The sequence below is a fragment of the Sulfurimonas sp. genome, from assembly GCF_041563035.1.
Classification (GTDB): Bacteria; Campylobacterota; Campylobacteria; order Campylobacterales; family Sulfurimonadaceae; genus Sulfurimonas.
In genome coordinates this window covers 1-21,262 of record NZ_JBFFNS010000023.1, presented here as the reverse complement: position 1 = coordinate 21,262, position 21,262 = coordinate 1, and the positions used below count along the sequence as shown (strand labels likewise).

Below are 21,262 nucleotides of genomic sequence, written 5' to 3'. Positions count from 1 at the left end.
AGATGGAACCATTTTTAATTGAAGAAGCAAGCAACGTAAACGGAGCAAGAATTATAGCAGTCGGTGTTGGTGGCGGCGGTGGTAATATGATCGGGCATATGATTAAAGAAGGTGTTACAGGCATCGAAATGATCATGATTAATACAGATGCACAGGTTCTTTATGAAGCAGAGAGCGCTTCAAAGATTCAAATCGGCACTAAGCTCACAAAAGGTCTTGGTGCCGGCATGAAACCGACAATCGGTAAAGACTCTGCATTAGAGAACTATGATGAGATAAGATCTGCTCTTGAGGGTGCTGACATCGTATTTATCTCTGCCGGTCTAGGTGGTGGTACTGGTACGGGTGCTGCTCCAGTAGTTGCTCAAATTGCAAAAGAAGTTGGTGCTTTAACCATCTCTATCGTTACTAAACCTTTTGCATTTGAAGGGAGAAAACGTCTTAAACTTGCAGAAGCTGGACTTGAAGAATTAAAAAAAGAAAGTGACTCTATAGTAGTTATTCCTAATGACAAACTCCTTTCTATTATAGACAGAAGACTTGGTTTAAAAGAAAGTTTCAAAATAGTAGATAGCGTTTTAGCTCAAGCTGTCAGTGGGACTTCCGGTGTTATTCTTTCAAGTGGAGAAAATGACATCAACCTGGATTTTGCCGATCTTCAAACTGTAATGAGTCATAAAGGCATGGCACTTATGGGTGTTGGTGAGCATGAGGGTGAAAATGCGGCTTACGAAGCTATAAAAGCAGCAATTGAGTCTCCACTTCTTGACAACATGACTATTAATGGTGCGATGGGTGTTCTTGTGCACTTCAAAATGCACCCTGAGTTCCCACTAATGGAAATCTCAGATGCTATGAATGTTGTACATGAAAGTGCGCATGAAGATGCAGAAGTTATCTTTGGAACTTCTACAGATGAGACTATAGAACCAAACTATATTAAAATAACTATTGTTGCAACAGGTTTTGAAAAAGAAATCAGCAGTGGTACAAACAATGAAGACTTTGTAAATGAAACTCCGGCTCCAAAAGCAATTCTTCGCCCTAAACTAGTTGTTGGTGGTGATTTTGATGACAACTATTTAGATATTCCATCTTACATGAGACAACAACAAGACTAATAAACCTCTTTGAGGTTTTTTAGTCTTACACATTGACTAATGTCAAATTAACACATCCTTTAGTTGTGTATAATTCACTAAAAAAGAGAGTCCAATCCATGAAAAAAATACTTCTTATATCACTTTCACTATGTACAGCTTTACTTGCTTCCGACACTCCTACAAGAACTGGTATCTTCCCTGAAAAAGAGATGAAAACTCAAAACAAAGAAATAGCGAGCTTAGTAGCAAAAGAGATTACAAGCACACTACCACAAATAATAGATAAATATACAACACTATCATCTGTAAAAAATGAAGATACGACACTTGTTTATACATTTGAGATTAACACTGGTGTAAAAAGTGATGAAGCTATACAAAAAGAAGATAGAACAAGAATGAGACAAGCCGTAACTACCGGCATCTGTCAATCATCAAGAAAGTTTCTTGAAGCAGGAATAAACACTTCATATGTTTATGTTAGTGCAAAAACTAAAGTTCGTCTATTTCAATTTGACATTGCACAAAAAGACTGTCCAGTAGTCGTAAACTAGGTTTACTTTGTCAATTAAAAGCATAATAGAGTCTTTAGATATTTTTAATACTCTAAAGACTCAAGATGTTGAAATTTTAACTTCCATTTCTACACTTCAAACATACAACAGTGAATACGTCCTCTATTATGAAAAAGAAGAGAGTAATAACTTACTGTTTCTAGTTAGTGGGTTGGCAAAAACCTATAAAATCGATAAACACTCCAACGAAATATTTCTATACTATATATATAAGGAATCTCTAATCTCAGAGATTACAAACATAAATAATGAGACTTTAACATCATTTTCCAATGTTGCACTTATTGAAGATTCTCAGGTTCTCAGTATAGATTATAAAGAATTTAAAAAGCACTTCTTAGAGAAGAATCTACTCTGCTTAGAGCTTGTCAATGAGATAAGTTTAAGATCTCAAAAAATCGAATCTTTGATAAATAGAGAATTTATTTTTGACTCAGTGGAAAAAGTAGCAATGATGCTAGACTCCGATCTAGATATGTTTAACAAGCTTAAACGACACGATATTTCCCTTATTTTACATATTCAGCCAGCAACTCTATCTCGTGTACTAAATAGACTTAAACGAAATAGGATTATTGATATAATACAAGGAAAGGTTACAATATTGGATAAAATAGCGCTAAGGGAGATAGGAAATGACTAAGATAAAAGTAGTAGGTGTATTAGTTTTTATTTTATCTATTGCTTTAGCACTTCTATCCAGTTATATATCTGATCAGAACAAGATAAATAATGATATTTTAGATTCTATAAACTCTCAAAAGGATTTCACACAAGAAATATCAAAAAATATTTTTTATATATATAAAAATCAACATGCTTCTACTGAGCAACTAGATGATTCTATTCGAAAATTTATTTATAACTTAAATAATAAAGACAAGGCACTAAAAAAAATCAATTCCATTGCCATTAAAAATAAAAGTGATGAAATAGTTCTTTTATGGAATAAGTTTTATCTTCATGTTCAAAACTTTAGAGATAGAAGAAAAGTTGTGACAGCATATTCCAGTATTTTACTAGAACAAGTTGTAAATGATATCTACAATACAAATATAAAGCTTGTAGTAGAATTTAACAAGCTTATTAAAATGCATAATAAATACTATAAAGATACTATCAATAATCATAAAACATTACAGTATGTATTGTTTTTCATTTTAGTACTTCTGCTGATATATTTATTTACTCAACTAAAAAATGTAATCACTTTTATGCAAAAATTTATTCATACTTCAAAAAACATTATTACAAACTCAAGTATAAAAGAACTAGAACCTATTAATGTAAAGCAAAATAGTAGCGAACTATTAGAAGCAAGTAATAATTTTAATTTTCTTGTAGAGAAGATAAATAGTTCTATAGAACACTCAACAAACTCTATAGAACACTCCTATAAGTCGTTAGAACTTGTAGAAAATAATATTGAGAACCTATTGGAATTATTATGTGTTATGGATGAAGATGAAAGTATTGACAAAGATTTAACAAAAAAAGAAGATGCTTTGATCCAATCTTTAGAAGAGTTAACATCATCTACACTCAAACTTGAAAATCTAAAATCTGATTTAGACAACCTAGTATCAAACTACAATCTTAAACATAACTAAATTTTAAAATTAATCTTATATTTTGACCTTAGTCAAATTATTGTCCTTCAAAATGTAATAATATTTTGAATCATTTGGGTATATTTTATATATCCAAAGGAATATTAAGGAGAAGAAAATGACTAAGCATTTCAACAAGCTTACTTCACTTATTTTAGGTACAACACTAGCTGCAACTGTTGCGACAGCTGCTTCAGGTGGTGAACTACAAAAAGTAATGAAGGCAAGAGGCTTAACAGAGATCGATGTAATTCGTGCTGCGAAGACTTACAACCCTACTGGTGGTAGAGATGAGTTTATCGTATTTAGTTCTGGTGGTCAATCTGGACAAGTAATTGTTTATGGTGTTCCATCAATGAGAATTTTAAAATACATCGCTGTATTTACACCTGAGCCTTGGCAAGGGTACGGTTATGATGTTGACAGTCTTAAAATTTTAAGACAAGGTAACATTCGTGGTCGTGAAATAAATTGGGGAGATACTCATCACCCGGCTATTTCTGAAAAAGATGGTAAATATGATGGTAGATGGTTGGCTATTAATGATAAAGCTAATCCACGTATCGCTATTATTGATTTACATGACTTTGAGACAAAACAAATTGTTTCTAACAAAGTATTTAAATCAGCTCATGGTGGTGCATTCTTTACACCAAACTCTGAGTACATCCTAGATGCTGCACAGTATGCTGCACCTTTTGACAACAACTATCACCCAATTGAAGAGTACAAAGAGTCATACCGTGGTGGGGTAACACTATGGAAATTTGATCATAAGAAAGGTCGTATTCAAGAAAAAGAATCTTTTACACTTGAGTTACCTCCATATATGCAAGATTTAAGTGACTCTGGTAAAGGTGTTTCTAACGGTTGGGGTTTCACAAACTCATTTAATACAGAAATGTATACAGGTGGTATCGAAGTTGGTATGCCGCCAAATGAAGCTGGTATGTCAAGAAATGACACTGACTTCTTACATGTATATAACTGGGAAAAATTAGCTATATTAGCTAAAGACAAGAAAAATGTAAAAATTATTAATGGACACAAAGTTATTCCTATTGAAGTAGCTGTTAAAAATGACGCGTTATTCTTAATCCCTGAGCCTAAATCTCCTCACGGTGTAGATGTTTCTCCTGATGGTGAATATATCACTGTTTGTGGTAAGCTTGATACTCACGCTTCTGTTTATAAATGGAGCAAGATCAAAAAACTTATCAAAAGTAAAAAATACACTGGTAAAGATCCATACGGTATTCCTATCTTAGATATGAAATCATCTTTACACGGTCAAGTTGAACTAGGTCTTGGGCCTTTACATAATCAGTACTCTCCAGTTGATGGCGAGATCTATACTTCACTTTATGTTGATTCTCAAGTTGTAAAATGGAACTATAAAACTCTAAAAGTTTTAGATAAAGAGAATGTTCACTATAACATTGGTCACCTTTGTGGTATGGAAGGAAAATCTGCTGATCCTCAAGGTAAATATATCATTGCACTAAACAAACTAGCAATCGATAGATTCCAAAATGTTGGTCCACTTCACCCACAAAATCATCAGTTGATTGATATTAGTGGTAAGACAATGGATTTATTAGTTGATATGCCTTTACCTCTAGGTGAACCTCACCAAGCTGTAGCTATCAGAGCTGAGAAACTGCACCCACACGTAAGATATAAAATGGGTACAAATGCTAAAACTGGTGAGATACATGTAGGTAAAACTCTAGCTGGTCAAGAGAGAATCGAAAGAAAAGGTAATAAAGTTACTGTTTACGCTACATTTGTAAGATCTCACATTAACCCTGAGAGAATTACTGTAAACAAAGGTGACGAAGTTACTATCTATATGACAAACCTAGAGAGAGCTCAAGATGAGACTCACGGTTTTACAGTAGATAACTTTAACGTTCATGCTTCATTAGAACCTGGTGAAACTACAGAGATGAAATTCATAGCTGATATTGAGGGTGTTTTCCCTTATTATTGTACAGAGTTTTGTTCTGCACTTCACTTAGAAATGATGGGTTACCTTATGGTTAAAGATCCGAACAAAAAATATGTATCGGCTCAAAAACTAAAAATGAAAGGTATGTCTAAAGACCAAATGATTGCTGAATACAAAAAAACTGTTGCTGTAAATGATGCTACAGATGCTGTAATTCAATCAGTTGTTAAATTCTTAAAAGACAACAAATTTGGAGATCACAAAATTGTTGCTGACCTTGTAACTGATGCATTCGACCAATATGGTCAAATTCCTGCTCAGAAAAAGAAAGCTGATGAAGCCTTCAAAAAAGGTGATATAGAAAAAGCTATTCTATTTGAGAACATGATTTGGCAACTAATGGTTAAAACTGCAGACGTTGGTATTAGAGCAAAAGATACTCTAGTAAGAAAAATCGCTACTAAACAATCTACTTCAGCTCAAAGAGGTGAAAAAGCGTTTGGTGAGGGTGGTTGTTCTGGTTGTCACGTTATCGGTAAAGTATCTTCAGGTCCAGACCTTACAGGTGCACTACAAAGACATGAAAATGGTGAGAAATGGGTTAGTAACTTTATTTTAAATCCAGAAAAAATGTATGAAGACCCATATGTTAAAAGCATGATTGATTACTTCAATCTTAAAATGCCTAACCAACATATGAGCAAAGAAGAGACTAAAGACATTATCGAATATCTTAAATGGATTGACGAGAATGCTAACTTATTCTAGACAATAGATTAAGATTTAGACTTATTCACAAAAGGAAGGGTTCACCCCTTCCTTCATCCCTATTATACTACTATGTTAAAATCTTAAATAACGACTCTTAACAAACGTTAAATTTGAATATTGTCACTTTTGGCTAAAAATCGCCTTTATCATATTTTTTCTTAAATTTCCTTGACTTATATCAATTATTGGATTATAATTTCCATACTTTTATTATAGGTTCAATATATAATTAAGTTTATATTTGATTATATTACTTCTTTATTGATATAAGTCTAGTTTTCTAACTAATCTTTTGGATATAATTTATTTATATAATTACTATAATAATTAGAGATTTGTTTACATCTGAGATTATTTTCACAATAGTTAGAGATTTAAATAAATTTAGGATTATTTTTAACAAGGAAACACACATGCACCCAAGTATAAAAAAAGCAAGAATATTTGCTCTTTTAGCTTTACTTATCTTAACTTTCTCGTTCACTTTTCCAATGATCGCGTTTAACGGCGTACTTACGCAAATTGACAATCAAGAAGGTGACCAGGTTTCATCATTTAGCGCAAAAGTATGGAACTTTTACAACAAAGGGAGATATAAGAGTATTTCTACTCCTAAAGAAGCTCACAATAATTTAGAGCAGATGATTGAATCTGCATCTGAGATTGGGGTAGCTTCACTACCGATTTGGGCTGTTTCACTCGAAGCACCAAATTATCCAAAAGAAGCATTTCCAGAAGGAATCCCTGTATATTTTCATTTTGATGGATATAGTGGAGAAATTCATGAAATGAATACTATTAATCACTATGTAGGAATGGATCCAATGTGGATTGGTGGTATATTTGAGAGAGAAATCGGTATTTATGCCCTACTTTTACTATCTCTTGGTATGATATACTTTATTGCTTATAACAATAAAATTCTAAACTATTTGATGCTCGTTCCAGCTTCTCTGCCAATACTATTTATTGCAGATTACTCTTACTGGCTTTATTGGTTTGGACACAACCTTCATGACTGGGGAGCATTTAAGATTAAACCTTTTATGCCAACAGTATTTGGAGACGGAAAAATAGCGCAGTTCATTACACATTCATACCCTACTATCGGTTTTTATATGATAGTTGCTATCGGTTTATTCAGTCTGCTTGCATTTTTTGCAAAACAAAAAGCATTAAATGAGATGCAGTCATAAATTGAAAATTAAGGCTTTACATGTTTAGAATTTTCTTCATTTTTTCTCTTTTTTTATATAGCCAACTGGGTGCAGCAAATATATTGCAAGATGCAATAGACAATGCACCTGAAGGCTCTATTTTAAAACTACCTGCCGGTATTTATAAGGGAAGTATAACAATCACTAAGCCTATAACGATAATAGGTAAAGAAGATGGTGTAATCATCGATGGTGAAGGTTCTGGAACTGTAATACATGTGAAGAGCTCATATGTGACTCTTAAAAACCTAAAAATCATAGGAAGTGGTGAGAGACACGATAAAATCGACTCAGCTATTACTATGGTTGAAGGTAAACATTGTGAAATCAGTAACTGTGTTATAGAAGATTGTCTATTTGGAATAGATTTACAGATGATAAATAACTCTATCATCTCAAATAATAAGATCACTTCAAAAGATTTAGACTTAGGTCTTCGTGGTGATGGACTTAGACTTTGGTACTCAAATGATAATATTGTCAAAAAGAACTCACTTATAAAGTCACGTGATATGGTTATCTGGTACTCTCATGGAAATGAGATAGTAGAAAACTATGGTAAGTACAATAGATACTCTTTGCATCTTATGTATGCAGGTAAAAATCTTATTAAAGACAATATGTATGAGTTTAACAGTGTTGGTATATTTTTTATGTACTCAAAAGACACTACAGCGATTGGAAATGTTGTAAAAAGCTCTCTTGGTGCAACAGGCATGGGAATCGGACTTAAAGATGTTTCAAACTTTACACTAAAGAACAATACCGTAATCTATTGTGCTCAAGGTATCTATATTGATAGATCACCTTTTGAACCAGACACGCATAACTGGCTGATAGGAAACAAAGTGCTTTATAATTCTGAAGCTATACATTTTCATTCACTTAGTGTAAATAACATTATGAAAGATAATACCATCATGGGTAACATAGAAGATGTTATAAATGATAGTAGAGGTGCTCGAATAAATGAAAACGAAATAGTAGGAAACTATTGGGATAACTATACGGGATTTGACAGAGATGGTGATAATATTGGTGATACTTCGCATAGAGTATATCAATATGCTGATCAACTTTGGATATATAACCCAAATGTAAAGTTTTTCTATGGTTCACCGGTTATTTCACTTTTAAACTTTTTAGCAAAGCTGGCTCCTTTTACAAAGCCGATATTTTTATTTGAAGATGAGAAACCTAAAGTTAGGATTAAAGGATAAACATGGCAACAGTACAAACAGATAGAAGAGAGTTTGTTAAATATTCTACACTTGGAATATTAGGTCTTGCTCTTGGTGGAGGGGTAATATTTAGCCCATACACTCTTAAAGCAGAAAATAGACTAAGACCTCCAGGGGCCGTAGATGAGAAAAAATTTCTTGCTCTATGTATTAAGTGTGGACAGTGTCTTCAAGTGTGTCCGTATCACTCGATAAAACTAACAGACATGGCAAAAGGTCATGGGGTAGGAACACCGTATATAGATGCTAATGAGCGTGCTTGTTATGCCTGTAGCGCTGTTCCGTGTGTTCTTGCATGTCCAAGCGGTGCTTTAGACCATCATTGTGAAAAACCGGAAGATATCCATATGGGAATCGCTGTTTTAGAATTTCCTGATACTTGTATAGCTATAAAGAAAACTCCAGTTCCTGCTGGATATACAGACAGAATGAGTAAGTTTAATGATTCAGTAACAAACTTAAACAAACTAGAAGTAGATCTTCTAGAAAAATTCTCAAAGTATGAAGGTGAGCAGTGTACTCTCTGTGCAGATATGTGTCCTATACCAAATCCTATGAGTGCAATTGCCATGGTTGCAGACAGTAATGGTGGTAAACACCCTGAAATTTATGACGGATGTATTGGTTGTGGCGCTTGTCAAGAGGTATGTCCAACAAAAGTACCATCAATAGTAGTTAAACCAAGAGTTACATACGAACAATACTACGCAAGTAAAAACTAGGAGATATTATGAAAACATTTAAAACTAAAGCTTTAACATATACGTTAGGCTTCTTATTTATTACAGGGATTACGGGTTGTAGTGACAATGCTGAAGAAAAACAAACAGCAAAAGAGCCATCGATAAAAGCGGCTGAAGCTCAAAAAATTGAAGTTGTTCAAAATAAAGATGCTCACGCTATTAAGGTTGAAGTAAAAGAGAATGACAAGTCTCAAAGTAAGTCTTACTACTATGACTACAACGTAAAGAGTGCTTATGATGAAAATTCTAGACCTGCAAATAAAGATGCTTCTGTTCGTGTTAAGCCTAGAACAAATATTGATGCAAATATGAATGTTAGAAGTCCATATGATAAAGTGCAGGTTTCTATGCTTGTGAAAAAACTCTCTAAAGAGTTCATAGTAAAGTGTTCTGCATGTCATAATGACTATGCAAATGGAGTTATTGGACCATCACTTCTTGGTAAAGACTCTGATTATATATACAAAAAAATCATAAGTTTTAAGACTGGTGAGAAATCAAATCCATTGATGAATGACCTGGTAAAAATGCTAGATGATAAAAGTATTAAGAAACTAGCTCAAGAGATATATGAGTTTAATAAAGAGATAAACAAAATGAGGAACAAATAGTGAAAAATATAATAGTTGGTGCTTTAACACTTTTAATAATTGGATTAATGGTTTTTACCGCGATGGATGATGCTGTTTATCATGGTGGTGAACATTCTAAAGTTATTGAAGACTTCGGTACAGGTGATGGCAAAGGCCAAAAGATGGCAACTGCTACAGCTCCTACAGAAAAATCTGACAGAGAAAAAGAAGATGAAGCACTTAATGCACTTAGAGACAAAGCAGGAAATGCCGGAGCTTTTAAGGTTAGTAATGAGTATAAGAGTAAATGTTCATCTTGTCACGGTGTTAACGGTTCAGGGTTCCAAAACGGTAAACCTATGATGGGACCAAAACTATTTGGACAGAGTGAAGAAAAACTATACAAAGATCTAGCTGACTTCAAAGCCGGTAGAAAAGAAAATATGATTATGAGAGGTCTTCTAATCAAACTAAATGATGACGATCTGAAAAGATTTGCAAAAGAAATCGGAGAGTTCCCGGCAAGAGCTAAACAACTAGCGGCAGAGTAAGAGTAATAGTAAACAAATGGAGTATTTAAATGGATAAGTATAACAATAGAGAAACCATAAAGAAATCAACTTTTTTCTCTACATTTTTTGATACTACAAAAGATGGCAAAAGGATTTTTAGCTATAGAATGAAGAGATGGATACTTATTATTTCTATCCATCTCTTTTTCTTCTTGTCATTTTTTATTGACCTGCAGTTGCTTGAAGGAACACTTAGTGGTTCTAGATTTTTAGGGTTTCACATGATAGACCCATATATGACTATGCAGATGTTTATAGCTAGTTATGAGATGCCGATCAATATGATAATCGGTACTACAACTATTTTAATTGTATACCTACTTGTAGGTGGTAGAAGCTACTGTGCATGGGTATGCCCTTATGGAATACTTAGTGAGATAGGTGAAAAGTGGCATAACACTTTAGTAAATAAAAAAATCATCAAAGAGCGTAAGTTTGACCATAGAGTCAGACACATATTTTGGGCAATATTTTTAGTTCTATCTGCAACAAGCGGCTACCTAGTTTTTGAGACATTCAATGTTGTCGGAATTTTAAGTAGAATGATAGCTTACGGCTGGTCTTTAGCGCTTCTATGGGTTGTAGTTGTATTTGCAATAGAAGTTTTTTACTCTCGTCGTGCTTGGTGTACTTACATATGTCCTATCGGTACTACTTATGGTTATATAGGTAAAGTATCAGCACTTAGAATCGAGTGGAATGACAACTGTGATCACTGTATGGTTTGTAGCGATGTATGTTTTGAAAATCAGGTATTGGAGATTACAAAAGCAAAATATGACAAACAAAGAGAAGAAAAAGGTATTACAAAAGAGTATATAACTGGTGCAGATTGTACACTTTGTGGAAGATGTGTAGACGTATGTCACGTAGACGCTCTTAAATTTGATTTTAGATTAAAAAGCTTGGTGTAAATAATGATAAAAATTAATAACTTAACTAAAAAATTTGGTTCGCATATTTCCCTTGACAATGTAAGTTGTGAATTTAACAAGAATGAGGCTATTGCACTAATGGGCGCAAACGGTGCAGGTAAGACTACTCTAATTCGCTCTATTCTTGGTTACTACCATCCAGATGCAGGAAATGTTTCTATAAACGGTCTTGACCCTATCAAGCAAAGAGTAGAAGTCTTAAAAGAGATTAGCTTTGTTCCGCAGCTGCCTCCTCCTATTAAGCTTAATATTGAAGAGCTTATTCAGTACATCAGTATAAGTGCGGATGTAGATAAAGAGAAGATCATGCACTACTCAAATGAAATGAAACTTGATCTAAAATCAAACATGGGAAAATCATTTTTTAAACTGAGTGGCGGGATGAAGCAGAAGCTTCTTATTGCCATCTCACTGGCAAAAAAGAGTGATATCATTATCTATGACGAACCAACAGCGAATCTTGACCCTAAAGCTAGAGATGACTTCTACAGACTGCTTAAACAAAACGAAGAAGAAAAAGTTCTTTTGTTTGTTACACACAGACTTGAAGAGGTTAAAGATCTTGTAAACAGACAGATATATATGGATTTGGGAAAAGTGGTTTCCGATGATAAAATTTAATCTACTACTCATTGTAGCACTAACTTTTTTCAGTGCGTGCAACTCTTCACAGAGTTCATCAACTGAAGCACTAAAGAGTGAAGTAAAGGTCTGTCCTAAATGCAATATGGAAGTAGAAAAATCAAATATGCATAGTGCGAGTTTAGTTAAAAATGGTACTATACACTACTTTGATGATATAGGCTGTATGATTTTGTGGAGTCATGAAAACGACATAGATACAACAAAAGCTAAAGTCTTTTCTAGAGACACTGCTCACTACGTAGATGCTGCGAGTGCTAGTTACAAGATAGGCGAGAAGACACCTATGTCATACGGCTTTGGCGCCTATGAAAATGGTATCCAAAACCATATAGACTTTGATGAAGTATATATGAAGATGTTAAGAGGTGAGCATATGGCTAACCCAAAAATTAGAAAACAGGTACTAGGATATTAATGAAAAATTTATATTTAATCGCATACTTAGACTTAAAAGAGTCTCTTAGAGCTAAATGGTTTGTCGTTTACTCTCTTGTATTTGGAGGGCTGATAGCTCTATTTTTTATAGCCGGAGTAACTGAATCTCAGGTTATGGGCTTTAGTGGTCTTAGTAGACTGCTTCTTATGTATATACAGATTACGATTGTAATACTCCCTATATTTATTCTCATCACCACGGTTAGATCAATCTCTGGAGACAGAGACAACCATATCTTAGAGTATATGCTCTCGTTCCCGATATCACTAAAACAGTACTACTGGGGTAAGATAATTGGTCGTTTCATTACTGTATATCTTCCTGTTCTTTTTGCAATGGTCATTGCTATAGCTTATGGAGCTCTTAAAGGTGCAGATATTCCTTGGAGCATCTTCTTTTTATACACGGGGCTTCTGTTTGCAATGAGTAGTGCCTTTTTAGGTATAGCATTTTTTATCTCTTCATTTGTAAAGTCTAGTGAAGTTGCACTTGGTATTGCATTTTTTGTATGGATATTTTTACTTGCATTTATAGATATAGCACTTATCTCACTTATGATGCAAAACAGGTTTAACGAAGAGCTTATTATCTTCATTGCTCTGGCTAACCCTATGGAGATTTTTAGAGTTGCGGCCATATCACTGTTTGATCCTGAACTTACTGTTATGGGTCCGGTAGCATTTTATATACTTGATTCTATGAGTCAGGTTATGTTTGTACTTGTATCTATTGGTTACCCTCTTTTTATAGGTTTGCTTTTTGCATTCATGGGTTACAAGATTTTTGAGAAAAAAGATTTAGTTTAAAATTGGAGAAAAATAATGATTAAAGTAGTATTAGCGATAGTTTTAGCGGCGAGTGTTTTGTTTTCATATGAAATGGATTACACAAAAGATACAGAATGTTTAGTTAGACATTTCAAAGTCTATAAAGACCCTAAATGGGTAGCAAAGATAGAACTAAAAAGTGGCAAGAAAGTATTTTTCTCTAGTCCTAAGTCTATGATTGAGTTTTACCACAGACCTGGTAAATGGTTTGATGTTGGAGTAAAGAGCGAAGATGACTTTAAAGACATCCTTGTTACAGACTTTGAAACACTAAAACCAATCAAAGCTAAGGGTGCATTTTATGTTTATGGTGCAAATATAACTTCACCTGCAGGAGATGATTTAGCGCCATTTGCAACTTATGAAGCAGCAGAAAATTACTCTAAAAAACATAACGGTATGAGAATAATGAACTTCAACGACATCTCAGATGCACTTATAAGACTTTTAAACGGAAGGATATAAAATGACTAAGCCTACACCACTAGATATTGAGATAGAGTTAGATCCTAAACGATATATAGTAAGTGAAACAGATGCTAAAGGTAAGATTACTTACTGTAACGACTACTTTATGGAAGTCTCAGGTTATAATGAAGAAGAACTGATAGGTGCACCACATAACATTGTACGTCATCCGGACATGCCTAAGGTTGTTTTTAAACTATTATGGGAAACTATCTCTGCAGGTAAAAACATCAATGCAGTTGTAAAAAACCTTGCAAAAGATGGCAGATACTACTGGATATTTACAGAGTTTGAGATACGCAAAGATACAGATACGGGTAAAGTTATAGGTTACCATGCTTCTAGAAAGACAATATCTAAACATGTTATTGAGATTATGGCTGATCTTTATGCAGAACTTTTAGAGATAGAGAAAAAAGACGGCGTTGAGGCTTCTCAAGAGTATCTAGTAAACTTCCTTAAGTCCAAAGGTGACGATGTAGATTTTTCTAACATTATGGAAGAGATTCACAGGTTTTACTAAAAACCGCATACTGACAAGATGAAAAAACTTTTACTACTAATATTTTTCATCTCTACGCTAGATGCAAATATTCTCCAAGAAACTATAGACAAGGCTCCTTTTGGAGCTACCCTTAAACTACCTGCTGGCATCTACAAAGGCAACATAGTCATAAACAAACCTCTTACTATATTAGGTAAGGAAGATGCTGTTATCATAGATGGTGGCGGTGTTGGAAAAGTCATAACTATCAACAGCTCAAACGTAGTTTTAAAAAATCTTACCATTCAAAACAGCGGTAAGTTGATGCACCAGCTTGACTCAGCTATATTTATAAGCAAGTCTAAAAATTCAAAGATCACTGACTGTAAAATACTAAACTCTCTCTATGGTATAGATATGCTAATGGTAGAAGACTCTGTTATCTCAAACAACTTTATCACTTCTTATGACAATGACATTGGTCTGAGAGGAGATGCTATAAAAATCTGGCACTCTCACAACAACACTATAAGCAACAACACTATAGACAAAGTTCGAGATGCGACCATGAACTACTCTAATAACAACATAATTACAAATAACAAGATATCAAACTCTAGATTTGCTTTACAGATAGCCCATAGTGATAGTAATCTCATCGAAAAAAATGAGTTTAGATATAACTCCGTCTCTTTAATGCTGATGATGGCAAAAGATACAAAAATCACAAATAACTCCATACAAAGTTCTAAAGGTGCTGCTGGAATAGGGGTAATGATAAAGGGTGGTCACAACCTTCTTTTTGAGCATAACAAGCTTAGATACAATGCTAAGGGGATGTATATAGACTCGAAGTGGACAGAGATGAGTATGAAGAGATATATAGTACATAATGAGATTTCTTATAACAAAGAAGCCATCCACTTTCACCTGACTATACGAAACAATACATTTACCCATAATAAGTTTGTAGGAAACATAGACGACATCGTAAAAAGTACAGCAGGATATGAAACTAAATCAAACGTAGTTCAGTATAATTACTGGGACAGATATACAGGTTTTGATACAAACGGAGATAATATCGGGGACACTTCTCACAAGATGTACCAATACGCAGACAGACTTTGGCACTACAACAACAAAGTAAAGTTCTTCTACGGCTCTCCAGTCATGGCACTACTAAACTTTTTAGCCCAAGTAGCTCCATTTATAGATCCTATTTTAATGCTTGAAGACTCTAAACCGATAGTTAAGATTAAGAGAGTAGAAGAATAATCTTACTTACTCTGTAACTCAATTTCTTTAGTGAACCTATCATATCCTTTTTGCATAGAGTTCCCAGCTTCATTTGTAACCCATTTATCCAAATTTTCGTAATCAATTTTATTGTTTAGTGCAACATCCACTGCCTGATATAAGCACTCTTCATCAAAATGATATACAAATGCACTAAGCCTGTCTTTTATACAATCAGTTACACTTAAAAGACGTAGCAAACCAAATTCAGTTTCAATGGTAGCAAACTCTTTTACAAACTCATCACCAACCGTTACCGGTCCAGTAGGGAATTCCACCATATATTGATTGTTTTTATGCTTAAAGTACTTACCTCTATCTTGCTCAAAACCCAATTTTTCCATTACTTTCATAATGGTTTTATGTTGAGTTGAATATCGTTCTATTAAATCAATATCATAGGATGCAAATTTTTTGCTATATATTTCCATGCATGCCTCACCAGATAAGGCAACATCTACACCCTCTTTTTCTAACTCTGTACAGATATAGCTTCCTAGTTCAACAATACCCATTTCAGAAGTTATTTTTTCCATACTGGCTTCCCCTTTCTTCGAGGTCTAACTCTTTCATTTTCAAGTAGTTTTTTCAGTAAGTCAGGTTCATACGCTTCTCTCGCTCTCTCTAAAAGAGAGATTAACTCCTTTAAGAAAGGGTATCTAGGATTTAAGCGATACATTCTTATATTCCCAATATCTTTACCTACTATAACACCGCCCTGTTCAAGCTTATCGATTTGTTGTTTTACTACAGTACTAGATGTCTCATAAAAACTGGCAATACCTCTTATATAGCCTTCATCTTTTGCTAAAAGGTACTGAAGAACACTTTCTTTGGTTTTACCACCAAACAATACTTCTAGCATAGTGAATCTCCTTGTAAATAATCATATTACAGTTATTATTAACTCCACTGTGAGTATGGATGCTCTAAAAGATTAGAGTTGTAGTATCTTGCATCATCAGTTACTTCTTTTACAATCCAATCAGGAAGTTCAACTACCTCATCTTCACTCTCTAGCTCAACTTCTGCAACTATCAAACCGTCATTTTCTTTATGAAAAATATCTACTTCCCAAGTATGACCTTTATGTTCTAGTAAATAACGTGTCTTATCTATAATAGGTTTGCCACATAATTTATCTAGCATCTCTTTAGCATCTACTACTGGTATGGGGTATTCATATTCAAGCCGAGTAGCACCAATATTTGCACCCTTTATAGTCAAAAATGCTTCATCACCATTCACTCTTACACGGACAGCAGTTTTATCTTTTGTTTGGATATAACCTTGTTTGATATCGTAACCATTTTCCAGTTTTTCTAATCTGCTTATATCTATTAGGAACTTTCTCTCAATTTCTAGTGCCATGGGTTACCTTTATATAGAGTAAGATGTCTTGATGATTATAAGTTTATTGAGCTTAAGAATGATAGAAAGAATGGAAAAGTGGATTTTCAACCTTAGGGGGACATTCCAACTCACTCAGTGTGAATATCAAACTCATTTATAAGTGTAGATGCATTAGAACACGGATAGATGTCTCTTGCCTTATAAATTGAGTGTGCAAAAGTATATGGGTACTCTCCAATATTTTCACAAAGACCGGCTTCTATGGGGTTGTTTTCTATATATCTTATGAGAACATATAAATAGTTTTGGGTAGTTATATATTTTGATTTATACCTATCTTGCCATAAATGACCGCTACGACTATACTTTTTATTGAAATATTTAGCATAGTTAGCATTAACACTTCTCATAAATATTGATAAGTTTTCTTTTGTAGTTTTGGAATGTCCCCTATAAACTAGACAGTATTTAATTCAGTAATTTAGATAAAATAATACGAATGTATTATGAGATTTAATAGGATTAAAAATGGCAAGAGTAGTTTATAGTGAAGAGTTCAGAATAGAGGCAGTAAAACAAGTTACCAAAAATGGTTATAGCATTAACGATACAGCTGAAAGATTAGGTGTACATCCAGATTCACTCAGAAACTGGATAAAAAGATTAGAATCTCCACAAGCAATCCAAAAACATAAAATATTAGATGAGTCTCAAGCAGAGATAAAGAAGCTTCAAAAAGAACTAAAAAGAGTTACAGAGGAGCGTGACATCTTAAAAAAGGCCGCGGTGTACTTTGCAAGCCACACAGACTAAAGTACTCTTTTATTAAAGAGTACAGTCAATTTTATGCAGTCCATAGATTGTGTAAAGTGATGCAAGTGCACAGAAGTGGATATTATCAGTGGCTAAATCAACCTATCTCAGATAGAGAGCTTGAAAATAAAGAATTACTCATACAGATTAAAAATGAGTTCAAGGTATCCAATGGTGTTTATGGTCATAGAAATATTCATAAAGATTTAAAAGAACTAGGTATTCATGTAAATAAAAAAAGAGTTGCAAGACTGATGAGTGAATCTAAACTTTATGGTGTAGACACTTATAAACGCAAGCCATACTCTAAACCTGGACCAGTTCACAAAGCTCATCCAAATCATCTGCTTCAATGCTTTATAGCAGGTAAGCCAAATGATACATGGGTAAGTGATATTACTTATATACGAACAAAAGAGGGATGGATATTTTTAGCAACTGTTATAGATTTATATAGTAGAAAAATAGTAGGTTGGGCGACAGGTCATCGTCAGACAACATCTTTAATTATAGATGCACTTAAAATGGCAGTTACAAGACTTAATAAAGGTGATAAAGTTATTCTTCACTCAGATCAAGGAAGTCAATATAGCTCTTATGAGTATAAAACATTTTCAAAAAAGCATAATATTATCCTCAGTATGAGCAGACGTGGTAACTGCTATGATAATGCAGTTGCAGAAAGCTTCTTCAAAACACTAAAGAAAGAACTAGTCAGAAAACAGATATTTTTAACTAGAGAAATCGCAGCTTCTAAGATATTTGAATATATAGAGATGTTCTACAACTCAAAAAGAAGACATAGTTATTTGGATTATATTTCACCAAATGAGTTTGAAAAAAGGTATAATTTAAAGTCTTCAGAAATTTAGGTTTTTACTGAGTAAGTAACTGTCTAGTTTATAGGGGACATTCCACTCATCATTTTTTGAGTTTGTATTTGTTCTACTCTCTTCATTTATTGCTTTTACTCCGGCTTGTACTGGTTTTTTAATCGCACTTGTTACGGCATCATATGTTTTTAAACCCCTCGATACTATGGCCGAGTTGCTTTTAGCTCTACCTTGGTCTTCTATGGCTTCTACTGCATTAGATATATTTTGAGAAACACCTACTGATACACCTGCTTTTATGGACTTTGTATAAGTATCTACGTTAGTATTTGTTCTATCTGCTATGACATTTATATTTTCAACATTGACTCAAACACTATAGAAGAACCTGCAAGCTTAATATCAACACCACCTTCTGTTGCTTGTGTAAAATAAACTGTATGTCCATGCAGTACATTGTTTGTTTTATTTCTTACAATCCACACTTCTTTATATGTCATTGGGCTTAAACGATGTATTACATATCTAGTTTGAACAAGTTCAATTTTTTGAGTTTCTTCTTTTAAAATTATTAAGTTCAATGTGTCTTGTTTTAGTTGTAAATCAGCAACACTTTTTGAAATTTTGCCTACTAGGTGTGGCTTATGAGTAACACCATTTTTATGTTCTATTGCTTCATATCTAACGGGACTATCACTTTTAGATAAATTTTCATTTGCAATTTTATTACCAGCTATAGCAGTTGAATTACCAAAGTTTGCACAACCGGAAAAACTTAATGCCATTATGACACTACCTATAATTAATATTTGTTTCATTTTTGTCCTTTTCATAAAATTACCATTTGCTAGATTTAAACTCTTTGTCATAATGCATTAAACCCTCTTTTTCCATTCTTTCTTTATCAAAGTTTTTTATTTTTATGGTTTTTACCAATTCTTTTACTGCTTGTTTTAAACCATCTTCGGCTTGTTGTTTGGTGAGTAGTTCTTCTCTTTTTAGGTTTGTGTCTTTTTGTAAGCGACTTTTATCATTTGCGTAATTGTATATATAGCTTATCATAAGTAATCTCTGTCCATTGTACTCTTTTTCTGTTTTGTCATAATAACCGCAAGCTATTGAGTAGTTTTTAGTTGTTGCACTATAAAGCGTTCCTCCATGATTTCTTGAAAAAACTTGACCTGAACATTTCATATTATTTATATATGCAATCCAATGCCTTCTATATTTAATATTTTGTTCTTTATCATTCTCATCATAAGTTTCAACATAAGTGTCACTATCCAAATACTTTGCATCTTTATTAAGATAACTATCTTTCATTTGCATATACTTATATGGATAAGTTTGGATATTTATTGTATATTGTGAACCTTTAATACTTTTATGAAAACGTGGTAATCCAGTTTTTAATTTAGGGACAGTATCATATTTTTTATTTATTTCAAACAGACGATCAGAAGCCTCAACTAAAACATATTTATTTTGAATAATTTCATTTGGTTTAATTTGTCTGTATGGAGACGTATGTGAGCATCCATTAAACAGTATCATCAATATTAAAAAGATTATTAAATTTTTCATTATTGTATATCTCCACATTTAGCATTTGGATTACTCTTACAATCATATGTACTGTGAGTTGATTCACCACCAACACCAAATAGTCTTAAAGTGTCTTTAGTTGATTGAAATAAAGTTCTATCTGGGTTACTCCCATTTTTACCTACATTATTTCCTAAAGCCTCACCCACTGCATCATTTTGGTTTGTATACATTCCTGTATAGTTATAGTTTAAACCATACTCACCAATCACCTTTTCCATATCTTTTGTATTAACAGGTGAGCCATATCCTCCAAATGTTGGGACACCTGCTTCTTGTTTTTCTTGTGTTGTTTGTGTATAGTCCATGAAATAAGTTCTATCTTTAAACCCACCATTACCCATTTGATACTCTATTCCTGATTTTGTAAGAATATTTGCTTGTGAATGAGCCGCAAAGTTTGAACCATCTGTGCCTCTTGCTGTAGTTACATTATTTATAAACTCTCCTGTTTGTTTAGCTATACCGGTTGTTCCCAGTCCTGCTTTATCTACGCCAGATTCAAGCGCATCTCCAAAAAAGCCATGAGTTGGGTTATAGTTTATAGTAGCTATCTCTGAACCTGTTTGATCTATTGCATTTTTTATAGCAAGTCCTTCTTTATTTAACATACCATTTGTAAAGTTTTGATAAGTTGCGTTTGTTTTATCTATTGCTACTGGGTTTAATGACACTAACAAGCCTTTTCCTTTTAGTGATTCTTGTGTTTTCTCATCTGCTGATTTAAAATACGTTGATTGCTCTATTGGCATAAAATTTTCTTTATCATTTTTCGCATATTTAGAGTCAGATGTAACTACTTGTATAACTTTATGGTTTATATCTCTATCTCCTAGCATAACAGGTATATTTGCTAAGAGTCCACCATTTTCTCCATTACTCGGTATTATACCACCTGTTGTAGCTGAAATAAAGTCTAGTCCCTTACCTACTCCTGCTAAAAGAGTATTTTCATGATTAGCACTTGGCAGATCATTCTTTAATGTTGTTTGTATCTTTCGTCCCATATCTTTTGCATCTCGAAGAATCCCATCTTTAGCCTTAACAGGGTCCATCATAGCGTTAAAGGAGTTATCACTTGCGTATAGTTCTAGGTTTGAGCTCTCATCTTTTGTGATTTGTTGTATTTTTGTAGTGTCTCTGTTTAGGTTTGAGATATCTGAAGTAGTTGTGATGGTTCCCTTTCCTACTGTAGTTCTTATAATCTGT

The 21,262-nt window shown here is 33.5% G+C and carries 24 protein-coding genes and 1 pseudogene; 18 read left to right on the top strand and 7 right to left on the bottom strand.

Annotated elements, in window-relative coordinates; all coding sequences use genetic code 11:
- The first annotated feature begins 2 nt into the window (after positions 1–2).
- The 17 genes from ftsZ (at position 3) to nosD (ending at position 15,428) form a co-directional block, all read left to right on the top strand.
- The gene (gene ftsZ, locus ABZC13_RS12175; RefSeq protein ID WP_373004222.1) at positions 3–1,121 is read left to right on the top strand and encodes a cell division protein FtsZ; all 1,119 of its coding nucleotides are present in this window, start codon (positions 3–5) and stop codon (positions 1,119–1,121) included.
- Between the two features lie 98 nt (positions 1,122–1,219).
- Positions 1,220–1,657 carry a hypothetical protein gene (locus ABZC13_RS12170; protein ID WP_373004219.1) on the top strand — a complete coding sequence of 146 codons (438 nt, stop codon included), beginning with the start codon at positions 1,220–1,222 and terminating at the stop codon, positions 1,655–1,657.
- A 7-nt stretch (positions 1,658–1,664) separates the two neighbouring features.
- Entirely contained in the window at positions 1,665–2,321 is a 657-nt protein-coding gene (locus ABZC13_RS12165; protein WP_373004216.1) for a Crp/Fnr family transcriptional regulator, read from the top strand.
- Positions 2,314–3,288: a hypothetical protein gene (locus ABZC13_RS12160; protein ID WP_373004213.1), complete on the top strand. Its 975-nt coding sequence runs from the start codon at positions 2,314–2,316 to the stop codon at positions 3,286–3,288. The genes ABZC13_RS12165 and ABZC13_RS12160 overlap by 8 nt, the downstream gene beginning before the upstream one ends.
- Before the next feature lie 118 nt (positions 3,289–3,406).
- A complete protein-coding gene (gene nosZ, locus ABZC13_RS12155) occupies positions 3,407–6,007 on the top strand; it encodes a Sec-dependent nitrous-oxide reductase (RefSeq protein ID WP_373004210.1) in 2,601 nt (866 codons plus the stop codon).
- A gap of 416 nt (positions 6,008–6,423) precedes the next feature.
- Positions 6,424–7,206 carry a cytochrome C gene (locus tag ABZC13_RS12150; RefSeq protein WP_373004207.1) on the top strand — a complete coding sequence of 261 codons (783 nt, stop codon included), beginning with the start codon at positions 6,424–6,426 and terminating at the stop codon, positions 7,204–7,206.
- A gap of 20 nt (positions 7,207–7,226) precedes the next feature.
- Entirely contained in the window at positions 7,227–8,447 is a 1,221-nt protein-coding gene (locus tag ABZC13_RS12145; RefSeq protein WP_373004204.1) for a nitrous oxide reductase family maturation protein NosD, read from the top strand.
- Positions 8,448–8,449: 2 nt separating this feature from the next.
- Entirely contained in the window at positions 8,450–9,190 is a 741-nt protein-coding gene (locus ABZC13_RS12140) for a 4Fe-4S dicluster domain-containing protein (RefSeq protein ID WP_373004202.1), read from the top strand.
- A gap of 8 nt (positions 9,191–9,198) precedes the next feature.
- A complete protein-coding gene (locus tag ABZC13_RS12135; protein ID WP_373004199.1) occupies positions 9,199–9,822 on the top strand; it encodes a cytochrome c in 624 nt (207 codons plus the stop codon).
- On the top strand, positions 9,822–10,334 hold the full coding sequence (locus ABZC13_RS12130) for a cytochrome c (protein ID WP_373004196.1): 513 nt from the start codon (positions 9,822–9,824) through the stop codon (positions 10,332–10,334). Before ABZC13_RS12135 ends, ABZC13_RS12130 begins: the two co-directional genes overlap by 1 nt.
- Positions 10,335–10,363: 29 nt before the next feature.
- Positions 10,364–11,269: a NapH/MauN family ferredoxin-type protein gene (locus ABZC13_RS12125; RefSeq protein WP_373004192.1), complete on the top strand. Its 906-nt coding sequence runs from the start codon at positions 10,364–10,366 to the stop codon at positions 11,267–11,269.
- A gap of 3 nt (positions 11,270–11,272) precedes the next feature.
- Positions 11,273–11,911, top strand: a complete 639-nt coding sequence (locus tag ABZC13_RS12120) for an ABC transporter ATP-binding protein (RefSeq protein WP_373004189.1) — start codon at positions 11,273–11,275, stop codon at positions 11,909–11,911.
- Positions 11,898–12,350, top strand: a complete 453-nt coding sequence (locus tag ABZC13_RS12115) for a hypothetical protein (RefSeq protein WP_373004186.1) — start codon at positions 11,898–11,900, stop codon at positions 12,348–12,350. Before ABZC13_RS12120 ends, ABZC13_RS12115 begins: the two co-directional genes overlap by 14 nt.
- A complete protein-coding gene (locus ABZC13_RS12110; protein ID WP_373004183.1) occupies positions 12,350–13,177 on the top strand; it encodes an ABC transporter permease in 828 nt (275 codons plus the stop codon). The genes ABZC13_RS12115 and ABZC13_RS12110 overlap by 1 nt, the downstream gene beginning before the upstream one ends.
- A gap of 15 nt (positions 13,178–13,192) precedes the next feature.
- Entirely contained in the window at positions 13,193–13,663 is a 471-nt protein-coding gene (locus ABZC13_RS12105) for a nitrous oxide reductase accessory protein NosL (protein ID WP_373004180.1), read from the top strand.
- Between the two features lies 1 nt (position 13,664).
- Positions 13,665–14,189 (top strand): PAS domain-containing protein, encoded by a 525-nt coding sequence (locus ABZC13_RS12100; protein ID WP_373004177.1) that lies wholly within the window; start codon positions 13,665–13,667, stop codon positions 14,187–14,189.
- Between the two features lie 18 nt (positions 14,190–14,207).
- On the top strand, positions 14,208–15,428 hold the full coding sequence (gene nosD, locus ABZC13_RS12095; protein WP_373004174.1) for a nitrous oxide reductase family maturation protein NosD: 1,221 nt from the start codon (positions 14,208–14,210) through the stop codon (positions 15,426–15,428).
- A gap of 2 nt (positions 15,429–15,430) precedes the next feature.
- On the opposite strand, the gene ABZC13_RS12090 is transcribed toward nosD, so the two are convergent.
- The 4 genes from ABZC13_RS12090 to ABZC13_RS12075 form a co-directional block, all read right to left on the bottom strand.
- Positions 15,431–15,985, bottom strand: a complete 555-nt coding sequence (locus tag ABZC13_RS12090; protein ID WP_373004172.1) for a hypothetical protein — start codon at positions 15,983–15,985, stop codon at positions 15,431–15,433.
- On the bottom strand, positions 15,973–16,314 hold the full coding sequence (locus ABZC13_RS12085) for a winged helix-turn-helix domain-containing protein (protein ID WP_373004169.1): 342 nt from the start codon (positions 16,312–16,314) through the stop codon (positions 15,973–15,975). The genes ABZC13_RS12090 and ABZC13_RS12085 overlap by 13 nt, the downstream gene beginning before the upstream one ends.
- A 38-nt stretch (positions 16,315–16,352) precedes the next feature.
- Positions 16,353–16,820 carry a CYTH domain-containing protein gene (locus ABZC13_RS12080; RefSeq protein WP_373004166.1) on the bottom strand — a complete coding sequence of 156 codons (468 nt, stop codon included), beginning with the start codon at positions 16,818–16,820 and terminating at the stop codon, positions 16,353–16,355.
- Between the two features lie 110 nt (positions 16,821–16,930).
- Positions 16,931–17,275, bottom strand: a complete 345-nt coding sequence (locus ABZC13_RS12075; protein WP_373004278.1) for a transposase — start codon at positions 17,273–17,275, stop codon at positions 16,931–16,933.
- A 55-nt stretch (positions 17,276–17,330) separates the two neighbouring features.
- Between ABZC13_RS12075 and ABZC13_RS12070 the strand changes: the two genes are divergently transcribed.
- Positions 17,331–18,487, top strand: a protein-coding gene (locus ABZC13_RS12070; RefSeq protein WP_373004163.1) for an IS3 family transposase whose coding sequence is annotated in 2 segments (ribosomal slippage) — positions 17,331–17,571 and positions 17,571–18,487 — 1,158 coding nt in all. Because the reading frame shifts where the segments join, the coding sequence is not laid out codon by codon here.
- Between the two features lie 311 nt (positions 18,488–18,798).
- Here ABZC13_RS12070 and ABZC13_RS12065 read toward each other — a convergent pair.
- From ABZC13_RS12065 to ABZC13_RS12055, 3 genes and pseudogenes are all read right to left on the bottom strand, one after another.
- Positions 18,799–19,233, bottom strand: coding sequence for a hypothetical protein (locus tag ABZC13_RS12065; RefSeq protein ID WP_373004161.1), 435 nt, complete (start codon positions 19,231–19,233; stop codon positions 18,799–18,801).
- Between the two features lie 52 nt (positions 19,234–19,285).
- Positions 19,286–20,032: a hypothetical protein gene (locus ABZC13_RS12060; protein WP_373004159.1), complete on the bottom strand. Its 747-nt coding sequence runs from the start codon at positions 20,030–20,032 to the stop codon at positions 19,286–19,288.
- Positions 20,032–21,262, bottom strand: a pseudogene (locus ABZC13_RS12055) (hypothetical protein); the annotation flags it as partial. The gene ABZC13_RS12060 and the pseudogene ABZC13_RS12055, both read right to left, overlap by 1 nt.

Bases quoted from the DNA above. Each gene is read 5' to 3' on its own strand.
- ftsZ (WP_373004222.1), top strand. From the start codon at position 3: ATGGAACCATTTTTAATTGAAGAAGCAAGCAACGTAAACGGAGCAAGA.
- ABZC13_RS12170 (WP_373004219.1), top strand. From the start codon at position 1,220: ATGAAAAAAATACTTCTTATATCACTTTCACTATGTACAGCTTTACTT.
- ABZC13_RS12160 (WP_373004213.1), top strand. From the start codon at position 2,314: ATGACTAAGATAAAAGTAGTAGGTGTATTAGTTTTTATTTTATCTATT.
- nosZ (WP_373004210.1), top strand. From the start codon at position 3,407: ATGACTAAGCATTTCAACAAGCTTACTTCACTTATTTTAGGTACAACA.
- ABZC13_RS12150 (WP_373004207.1), top strand. From the start codon at position 6,424: ATGCACCCAAGTATAAAAAAAGCAAGAATATTTGCTCTTTTAGCTTTA.
- ABZC13_RS12145 (WP_373004204.1), top strand. From the start codon at position 7,227: ATGTTTAGAATTTTCTTCATTTTTTCTCTTTTTTTATATAGCCAACTG.
- ABZC13_RS12140 (WP_373004202.1), top strand. From the start codon at position 8,450: ATGGCAACAGTACAAACAGATAGAAGAGAGTTTGTTAAATATTCTACA.
- ABZC13_RS12135 (WP_373004199.1), top strand. From the start codon at position 9,199: ATGAAAACATTTAAAACTAAAGCTTTAACATATACGTTAGGCTTCTTA.
- ABZC13_RS12125 (WP_373004192.1), top strand. From the start codon at position 10,364: ATGGATAAGTATAACAATAGAGAAACCATAAAGAAATCAACTTTTTTC.
- ABZC13_RS12120 (WP_373004189.1), top strand. From the start codon at position 11,273: ATGATAAAAATTAATAACTTAACTAAAAAATTTGGTTCGCATATTTCC.
- ABZC13_RS12115 (WP_373004186.1), top strand. From the start codon at position 11,898: ATGATAAAATTTAATCTACTACTCATTGTAGCACTAACTTTTTTCAGT.
- ABZC13_RS12110 (WP_373004183.1), top strand. From the start codon at position 12,350: ATGAAAAATTTATATTTAATCGCATACTTAGACTTAAAAGAGTCTCTT.
- ABZC13_RS12105 (WP_373004180.1), top strand. From the start codon at position 13,193: ATGATTAAAGTAGTATTAGCGATAGTTTTAGCGGCGAGTGTTTTGTTT.
- ABZC13_RS12100 (WP_373004177.1), top strand. From the start codon at position 13,665: ATGACTAAGCCTACACCACTAGATATTGAGATAGAGTTAGATCCTAAA.
- nosD (WP_373004174.1), top strand. From the start codon at position 14,208: ATGAAAAAACTTTTACTACTAATATTTTTCATCTCTACGCTAGATGCA.
- ABZC13_RS12090 (WP_373004172.1), bottom strand. From the start codon at position 15,985: ATGGAAAAAATAACTTCTGAAATGGGTATTGTTGAACTAGGAAGCTAT.
- ABZC13_RS12085 (WP_373004169.1), bottom strand. From the start codon at position 16,314: ATGCTAGAAGTATTGTTTGGTGGTAAAACCAAAGAAAGTGTTCTTCAG.
- ABZC13_RS12080 (WP_373004166.1), bottom strand. From the start codon at position 16,820: ATGGCACTAGAAATTGAGAGAAAGTTCCTAATAGATATAAGCAGATTA.
- ABZC13_RS12065 (WP_373004161.1), bottom strand. From the start codon at position 19,233: ATGGCATTAAGTTTTTCCGGTTGTGCAAACTTTGGTAATTCAACTGCT.
- ABZC13_RS12060 (WP_373004159.1), bottom strand. From the start codon at position 20,032: ATGAAAAATTTAATAATCTTTTTAATATTGATGATACTGTTTAATGGA.